Annotated in this window: 8 protein-coding genes; 2 read left to right on the top strand and 6 right to left on the bottom strand. The window is 69.3% G+C overall.

What is annotated here, in order from left to right:
• Positions 1-106: 106 nt before the first annotated feature.
• From VFB40_RS04145 to VFB40_RS04135, 3 genes are all read right to left on the bottom strand, one after another.
• Positions 107-907 (bottom strand): ABC transporter permease, encoded by an 801-nt coding sequence (locus VFB40_RS04145; RefSeq protein ID WP_324847924.1) that lies wholly within the window; start codon positions 905-907, stop codon positions 107-109.
• Positions 904-2025, bottom strand: coding sequence for an efflux ABC transporter ATPase subunit, DrrA-related (locus tag VFB40_RS04140; RefSeq protein WP_324847923.1), 1122 nt, complete (start codon positions 2023-2025; stop codon positions 904-906). Before VFB40_RS04140 ends, VFB40_RS04145 begins: the two co-directional genes overlap by 4 nt.
• 147 nt (positions 2026-2172) lie before the next feature.
• Positions 2173-2295: a hypothetical protein gene (locus VFB40_RS04135; RefSeq protein WP_324847922.1), complete on the bottom strand. Its 123-nt coding sequence runs from the start codon at positions 2293-2295 to the stop codon at positions 2173-2175.
• A 109-nt stretch (positions 2296-2404) separates the two neighbouring features.
• Here VFB40_RS04135 and VFB40_RS04130 point away from each other — a divergent pair, with 109 nt between their 5' ends.
• Entirely contained in the window at positions 2405-5038 is a 2634-nt protein-coding gene (locus tag VFB40_RS04130; RefSeq protein ID WP_324847921.1) for a beta strand repeat-containing protein, read from the top strand.
• 9 nt (positions 5039-5047) lie between these two features.
• On the opposite strand, the gene VFB40_RS04125 is transcribed toward VFB40_RS04130, so the two are convergent.
• Entirely contained in the window at positions 5048-5479 is a 432-nt protein-coding gene (locus tag VFB40_RS04125; RefSeq protein WP_324847920.1) for an SRPBCC family protein, read from the bottom strand.
• A gap of 24 nt (positions 5480-5503) precedes the next feature.
• Complete coding sequence (locus VFB40_RS04120) at positions 5504-6070, bottom strand: NADPH-dependent FMN reductase (RefSeq protein WP_324847919.1); 567 nt, start codon at positions 6068-6070, stop codon at positions 5504-5506.
• Between the two features lie 189 nt (positions 6071-6259).
• Here VFB40_RS04120 and VFB40_RS04115 point away from each other — a divergent pair, with 189 nt between their 5' ends.
• On the top strand, positions 6260-7405 hold the full coding sequence (locus VFB40_RS04115; protein WP_324847918.1) for an NHL repeat-containing protein: 1146 nt from the start codon (positions 6260-6262) through the stop codon (positions 7403-7405).
• Between the two features lie 195 nt (positions 7406-7600).
• Here VFB40_RS04115 and VFB40_RS04110 read toward each other — a convergent pair whose 3' ends face one another.
• The gene (locus tag VFB40_RS04110; protein WP_324847917.1) at positions 7601-8188 is read right to left on the bottom strand and encodes a TetR/AcrR family transcriptional regulator; all 588 of its coding nucleotides are present in this window, start codon (positions 8186-8188) and stop codon (positions 7601-7603) included.
• Positions 8189-8611 lie beyond the last annotated feature (423 nt).

Below are 8611 nucleotides of genomic sequence, written 5' to 3'. Positions count from 1 at the left end.
GGTGACCCCGACATAGTCGGCGAGCTGGCTGATGGTGAGCGTCGCGGTCATCCTCGGCTCCTGAGTCCGTGAGTCCCTGAGTCCTGAGTCCCGTCAGCGCGGCCGGTCAACGCACGCGGCCGCGCTGGAACACCGTGCGCGCCCACCAGTATCCGGCCACCAGGATGCCCAGGCACCAGGCGATCGAGACCAGCGCGTCGTGGCCGACCGGGCCGCCGTTGAGCAGGCCGCGCAGGGTCTCGTTGAGCGGCGTGAACGGCTGGTACTCGGCGAACCAGCGCACCCCGGCCGGCATGGAGGCGGTGGGCACGAAGGAGCTGCCGAGGAACGGCAGGAACTGGATCAGCATCGGCGTGTTGCTCGAGGACTCCGGCGTCTTGGAGATCAGCCCGATCGCCACAGCCAGCCAGGTGAGGGCGAAGCTGAGCAGCACGATCAGGCCGACGGTGGCCAGCCAGGCGAGCGGGCCGCCGGAGGGCCGCCAGCCCATCGCCACCGCGACGCCGATCACCAGCACCACGCTCACGACCGTCTGGATCACGCTCGCGACCACGTGCCCGGTCAGCAGCGAGGAGCGCGAGATCGCCATGGTGCGGAAGCGGTTGATGATGCCCTCGGTCGTGTCTACGCACACCGCCACCGAAGTCGCCATGCAGCCCGAGGCGACTGTCAGCAGCACGATGGCCGGGGCCACATAGTCGATGTAGCTGCCGTGCCCGACACCGCCGGCGTGTGCGGCGTTCAATCCCGCGCCGAGCGTGCGGCCGAGCAGCCCGACGAAGAACAGCAGCAGGATCACGGGCACGCCCAGCGACGCGGCGAGCATCGCGGGATAGCGCAGGATGTGCCGCAGCGTACGCCGCAGCATCGTCGCGGAGTCGGTCACCGCGTAGGTCAGGCTGCTCATGATGCGATCGCCCCTTCGTCGCTGTCGTCGAGTCCTGCGTTGTCACGTCGTTCTCCGGTACCGCCGGTGCCGTGCCCGGTCAGCGCGAGGAACACGTCGTCGAGGTCCGGCGTGTGCACGGACAGCTCCTCGGCCTCGACCCCCGCGGCGTCCAGCCGGTCGAGCACCGATCGCAGGGCACGGACCCCGCCGTCGCTCGGAACCTGCACGGTGAACGTCTCGTCATCGCGCGCTGACACGTCCAGGCTGCCGGCCGCGCGGTCCAAGGCCTCTGGGTCGGCGAATCGAAGGCTGATATGCCCGCCGGGCACCAGCCGCTTGAGTTCGGCCGGGCTGCCGTGCGCGACGATCCGGCCCTGGTCGAGCACCGCGATCCGGTCGGCCAGCTGGTCGGCCTCCTCCAGGTACTGGGTGGTGAGGAAGATGGTCACGCCGCCGGCCACCAGCTCGCGGATGATCCGCCACAGCTCGCGGCGGCTGCGCGGGTCGAGCCCGGTGGTCGGCTCGTCCAGGAAGATGACCCGCGGCTCGCCGATCAGCGTCATGGCCAGGTCGAGCCGGCGCTTCATCCCGCCGGAGTAGGTGATCACCCGCTGGTCGGCGGCCTCGGTCAGGTCGAAGCGGCGCAGCAGCGCGTCGGCGCGCCTGCGGCCCTCGACCTTGCCGAGCCGGTGCAGGTCGGCCATCAGGATCAGGTTCTCCCGGCCGCTCAGCAGGTTGTCGACCGCCGAGAACTGGCCGGTCACCCCGATCACCGCGCGCACCGAGTCCGGCTCGGCCGCGACGTCGTGCCCGGCGACCCGCGCCTGACCGCCGTCGGCCGGAATGAGGGTGGACAGGATGTTGACCGCGGTCGTCTTGCCGGCGCCGTTCGGGCCGAGCAACGCGAACACCGTCCCGGCGGCGACGGACAGGTCGATCCCGTCCAGCACCGCCTTCTCGCCGAAGGACTTGCGCAGACCGGACACCGCGAGCGCGGCCGTCTGCGCTGTCTCCGCGTGCCCTCTCTCCGTCTGCCCTGTCTCCGCCTGCGCGGACGCGGCTGCCTCCGATGCAGCAGCTGCGGGCTGCTGCGACGCGTTGCGCGCCGCCTTCTGATTCGCCGTCTCGTTTGGCATGCCTCCATCGTGGAAGGTTGACGCTGCGTCAAGGTCAAGCCCACTTTTCCGCTCGACCGAAACGGGCTCCGACCAGCCGTTACGAAACCCGTACGTGCGGCATGTACAGACACGGATAGACTCCGGCCAGCTGCTACGGCGCGGAGCTCACATCCGCGCGGCGGGGATCATCTTGGGGAGGAACACGGTGCACATGCGCCGTTTCGCGGTCGCGTCCGCGTTCTTGATCATGTCGTCCGCCGTCGTGCCGAGCGTCGCGCACGCGGACACACCATCCGGCTCAACGCTCTACGTGAACGGCAGCGGGTCGTCGCCGCAGTGTTCTGACTCTGCGGGCTCCGGAGCGCAGGCAACGCCCTTCTGCACAATCGAGGCGGCCGTGAACGCCGCCAGCCCCGGCCAGACGGTGTACGTCGAGTCCGGCAGCTATCCCGCGACCACCATCACACACTCGGGCACCGCGGCGGCGCCGATCAACATCGTCGGCGCACCCGACTACCGGCACGGCTCCTTTCATCAGGCCTGGATCGGTTATCTGGCAACCGGCGTATCGCTGACCGTCTCCGGTTCGTCCTACCTCAACTTCGAGGACATCGGCGTCGAGACCGGGCCGACCGGCACAGTCTCGGTTTCGGGCAGCTCGCACATCACCTTCGACAACACGACGTTCGGCTACGGCGTCACCCTCAACGCTCCGCTTGCCGTGGTCACCGGTTCCTCGCAGGCGATCACCATCGGGCATTCGTACCTCACCGATTCGCACACGTCGGCGGTGGTGGTGAATGGCGGGTCCGCCAACACGGTGATCAGTACCGACTACCTGACTTCGACCGATTCGGTTGCTGTCTCCCTGGACGACGCGCCAGGCGCGATCGTGACCAGCAATACGATCCGGAGTTACTGCAAGAGCGGCCTCACCCTAGGCGCCGCCGACACCGCCGCGGTGATCGAGAACAACACATTCACGGACAGCGCCGACTCCTGCCCGAACGGCTCGGCGCCGCAAGTCTCCGTCGACCCGGCCGCTTCGCCGACCGCGACCGAGGACTACAACACCCTCGCCGTCACCGGCACCCAGCCGTATTACGCCTGGGGCGGCACCGATTACGCCACGATCGCGCAGTTCGCCGCGGCCACCGGCCAGGGCTCGCACGACACCGTGTACAAGAACACTTACACCCCGGTCGACTCGGCGAACAGCGCGGCTCCCGGCGAATCGGCCACCGACCTGCTGGGCAATCCGCGGATCGATCTCGCCTCCGTCGCGAACACCGGCGCCGGGCCGGAGAGCTACTTCGACCGCGGCGCGTACGAAATCGTCTCCCCCTTGCAGAGCGCCGTCTTCCTCGCCTCCGCGAGCCAGGCGCCGACCGGCTCGCCAGTGACCTTCACCGCCAAGGGATTCACCGGTCTGGCGGACGGGCTGAGCTATGACTTCGACTTCGGCGACGGTACGACGCAGACCACGACGAATACTTCCCTTTCGCACACTTACACGCAGGTCGGCACGTACACGGCGACGCTCACCGTCTCCGGCGTCACCGGAGTGATCAAGAAGTCGACGCTCCAGCTCGCGGTCGTGCCGCCCGCGCCGTTCGTCGCCGCCATGTCGGTCGCAGCGGCCGGCACGATGACCGCGATCGCCACGAACAAGAGCACTGACGCCTGGGACGTCACCGGCTACACCGTCGACTTCGGGGACGGTTCGACGCCGATGCAGGCCGTCGTGTCCGCGCCCAGCGTGACGTACTCGTACAAGAAGCTGGGCACCTACACGATCAAGATCACGGCCACCGACTCCCAGGGCAACACCGCCACGACCTCACAGCAGTTCACCACCGCGGGCTCGCAGTACACCGCCTACGGCCCGGTCCGGATCCTCGACACCCGCCACGGCATCGGCGGGGTGACCACGCCGCTCGGGGCGAACGCGACGCTTCGCCTGAAGATCGGCGGCGCCGGGGCGATCCCGGCGAACGTCAGCGCGGTCGCGCTCAACCTCACGGTCACCAACCCCAGCGGCACCGGGTACATCACCGCCTACCCGGACGGCCAGGCGAAGCCGCAGACATCGAACATCGACTACTCGCCCGGCCTGACCAAGGCCAGCAGCGTGCTGGTCGGCGTCGGCTCCGGCAGCGCCTCCAGCGGCGAGATCGACCTCTACAACGGCAGCGCCGGCACCGTCGACCTGATCGCCGACGTGACCGGTTACTTCACCGCGACCACCGCGGCCGGCTACACGCCGCTGTACCCCGCTCGCATCCTCGACACCCGCAGCGGACTGGGGACAGGCGGCACCAAGTCGACCGTCGGCGCGGGCAACACCCTGACGCTGACCGTCGCGGGCGCCGACTCCGGGTCGCTTCCGGCGAGCGGCGTCAGCGCCGTCGCGCTGAACCTGACCGCGGTCAACGAAGCCACCGGCGGATACGTGACCGCGTACCCCGACGGCGCGGCGACCAGGCCGCTGGCCTCCAGCCTCGACTTCGCGGCCGGCCAGACCGTGCCGAACACGGTCATCGTCCCGGTAGGCGCCGACGGGAAGATCGACCTCTACAACGGCAGTGGCGGGACGATCGACCTGATCGCGGACGTGCAGGGTTACTTCAGCGCGGCCAGCCCGGACGCCTACCTCCCGATCGCGCCGGCCCGCCTCTACGACAGCCGCAACACGGGCGGACCGCTGACCAACGGCAACGGCCCCTACCTGCAGCCGCTCGGACCGAATCCCGCGATCAACGGCACGCTGAGCACGGTGGCGTTCGTGTACAACCTGACCGTCACCCAGCCGACCGGCAACGGCTTCGCGGTGGTCTACCCCGGTTACGGCCCGATCCCGCAGACCTCGAACGTCAACTTCACGGCCGGCCAGACCAACGCGAACACCGCCATCGCGCAGGCAGGAGTCAACTACGCACCGGACAACTCGTTCACGATCAAGTTCAACGCGCCGTCCGGCACCTCGGCGCAGCTGATCGTGGACCTGTTCGGCTACTTCAGCGCCGAGTAGGCCGCGCCGCTACCGCTCCAGGTTCTGCTTGAGCCGGTCGAGCGCGCCGACCTCGACCCGCATCTGCTTGGCGATCCGGCCGGCCATGAGCCGCGCCACGCCCTTCGGCTCCAGGTCCAGGCTGAAGGTGACGCTCGTGCGGTCCGGTCCGTCCTCGGCCAGGGCGAACCGGCCGGCCGGGCGCGCCGGGCCGGCGATGACCTGGAACTCGTAGCGGGTCGGCGGCTGGTAGGCGGTGATGCGGTAGTCGCCGCGCATCTTCATCCCGCCGGGGCCGCGCAGCACCTGACGGATCGTCGCGCCCTGGCCGCCTTCCGGCGAGACGCGCCTGATCTCGACGACGCCCGGGCGCCAGGCCGGGTCGTTCTCCTCGTCCGAGAGGTATGCGAAGACCTGGTCGATCGGCCGGTCGACGGTGACGGTGTGCTCCTCGTGTGGCATGGCGGTCTCCCTTCTCCTCCCATCTCAGCGGGTGGAGCCCAATCTGGCCACCCAGCGGGCCAGCTGGTCGAGCAGGGCCGCGGCGCTGTTGTCGAGCGCCTCGTTCGCCGTGAACTTGCCCTCGGCGGTGATGCGCTCGCCGATCAGCGGGATGTTGACCTGGATCGGCATCGGGACCATGCCGAGCACCGAGACCACCTGGATCAGCATCTCGACCGCGCGGGTGCCGGCCGCGATGCCGCCGTAGCTGACGAAGCCGACCGGTTTGTCCGTCCACTCGTGGTTGAGGTAGTCGATCGCGTTCTTCATCGCGGCGTTGTAGCCGTGGTTGTACTCGGGCACGACGAAGACGTACGCGTCTCCGGCACTGATCCGCCGGCTCCAGGCCTTGGTGTGTTCGTGCTCGTATTCGGCGAACCGCGGGTGCCTCGGCTCGTCGAGCAGCGGCAGGTTCACCTCGGCCAGGTCGACCAGGTCGACCTCGAACCCGCCGTGCTTCGCCGCGTGCGCGTGGAACCAGTCGGCGACCGGCTTGCCGACCCGGCCCGGCCGGGTGCTGCCGATGATGATCTGCAACGTGGGCTTCAGCATGCCCCAACGCTAGTGCCTTGGCCTGCCAAGGCACTGTGGGTCACCCGCACGGCGCCGCGCCGGTGAACCGGCCGCGCCGAGGATCCGTTCCCGTTGCGTCACGCAGAGCGCGAACCGGTTCGGGCACGACATCACCTCCGTCAGCGGATCTCCGCCAACGGCAGCGCCTTCTGTCCAAGGAGAGCACTCATGGCACGACGACGAACGCTGCACCATGCCCAACTCGCGGCCACCGTAATCACCGGCACCGCTCTCGCCTTCGCGGCGACCGTGGCGCCCGCGTCAGCGCAAGCCGCCGGCTCGGCCTCCCCCGTCGACACCATCGTCACGCAGATCGCGTCCACGGTCCCGGCCAACGGCGACGTGAACCCGTACGGCGTGGCCGTGGTCCCCGAATCGACCGGCGCGCTGCACGAGGGCAACGTACTGGTCAGCAACTTCAACGCGGCATCGAACCTGCAAGGCACCGGCACCACCGTCATGCAGGTCTGGCCGAACGGCCACGTCAGCACCTTCGCGCAGCTCAGCGCGGCCCACCTGCCCGGGGCCTGCCCCGGCGGCATCGGCCTGACCACCGCGCTGGTCGCGCTGCGGTCCGGCTGGGTCGTCGTCGGCTCGCTGCCGACCGCGGACGGCAGCGGGGCCACCGCGAAGGCAGGCTGCCTGCTGGTGCTCGACTCGCACGGCGTCGTACGCGAGACGCTGTCCGGGTACGGCATCAACGGCCCGTGGGACATGACCGCCCTGGACGGCGGCTCCTTCGCGGAGCTCTTCGTCAGCAACGTGCTCAACGGCACGGTCGCGGCGAACGGCGCGACCGTCCATCGCGGCACGGTGCTGCGGCTCGGTCTGGCGATCCCGGCCGGCCACGCCCCGCGGGTGGTGTCGCACACCGTCATCGGCTCCGGGTTCGGCGAGCACACCGACCCGGCCGCGCTGGTGGTCGGGCCGACCGGCCTCGGTCTGGCCGCGAACGGCACGTTGTATGTCGCGGACAGCGTCGGCAACCGGATCGCCGCGATCCCGAACGCGCCGTGGCGCGACGACAGCGCGGGTACCGGCCGGACCGTGACCTGGGGTGGGGCGCTCAACACGCCGCTCGGCCTCGCCGTGGCCCAGGGCGGCGACATCTTGACCGTGAACGCGGGGGACGGCTTCCTCGTGGCCACGACGCCTTCGGGCAAGCAGGTGCAGACCGTGCAGCTCGACTCCTCCGGCGACCCGGCCGGAGCAGGAGCGTTGTTCGGCCTGGCCACGGTCCGAAACGGCGCGGGACACAGCGACGACGTCTACTTCGTGGACGACGCGGCGAACACGCTCGACCTGCTGCACTGATCTGGTTTGTGGGCATACCCGAATCAGGGGCACACCTGAGACGGTGTCACCCGGCGCAGCGCCGCGAGGCATGGTCGCGCCTCGCGGCGCTGCCGTGTCTTTGGTCCGGCACCGTTTGATGAAACGGTGCCGACGAACACTGTGCCGGTTGACACCGTACCGATCGATACCGCGCCGATCGATACCGCGCGGCGGTCACCGGGTCCGCAGGCCGTCAAGGGCGATGTCGAGCACCCGCTCCATCTGGCCCTCCTCGGCGAAGTTCGCCATGGTGATGCCGCTGACCATGTGCAGCACATCGCCGAAGCTGACGTCGCCGCGCACCGCGCCCGACTCCTGAGCCCGCGCGAGCAGCGGCTCGCCGTAGGTGAACAGCGCCTGGCGGCACTGCGCGAACACCGCGGTCGGCGCGCCCAGGGCCGCGGTCAGCTGCTCGGCGAGCGCCCGCTTGGTGCCCACGTACCCGACGAACCGGTGCAGCCACGCCACCAACGCATCCCACGGCGGCAGCACCTCAGCCAGCTCGCCCGCGTTGCGGCACAGCTCCTCGACCTCTTCGACGTAGATGCCCTCAAGCAGCGCCGGCCGGTTCGGGAAGTGCCGGTAGAGCGTCCCGATGCCGACGTGCGCGCGCCTGGCGATCTCCTCGAGGGTGACCGCCGAGTCGTCGGCGAACGCGTCCCGCGCCACCGCGAGCAGCTTCTCGTAGTTGCGTCGTGCGTCGGCACGCTGCGGACGGCGCCCGGGGACGATCGTCACCGCCCCGGCATCCGCGCTGGTCATGACCCAGTTCCCCTTTCCAGCTTGCTAAGTGGAGGGCACCTCCGTATAGTTCTGGAGGGCGCCTCCACTTTATCACTCGTCGAGCTCCCCTCGAAAGGCTCGCCGTATCATGCCATCTGCTTCCTCCTTGTTAACCCGTCCCGCGGCCCGGCATTCCATAGGCCGGACCCCGGACCTGCGCACCGGGCGCAGCACCCCGTCGCCGCTGGTCATGGCGATCATCCTGACCAGCCAGCTGATGATCGTGCTAGGAACTGTTCTTGGTTCGGATCTTGGTGATGCGGGGTTCTGAGCCGGTGGTGTGCTGTAGAACTCGGGCGTGGCGCGTTTCGATGTGACGAATGCCGAGTGGGATCTGATCGAGCCGTTTCTGCCGGTGGCGGCGACCGGTCCGCTGCCAAGGAATGTGCGGGCGCTGTTCAA

This window comes from Actinocrinis sp., from assembly GCF_035650855.1.
Lineage (GTDB): Bacteria > Actinomycetota > Actinomycetes > Streptomycetales > Catenulisporaceae > Actinocrinis.
Note: the sequence above shows the minus strand (reverse complement) of the source record. Positions and strands in the feature narration are given on the sequence as shown.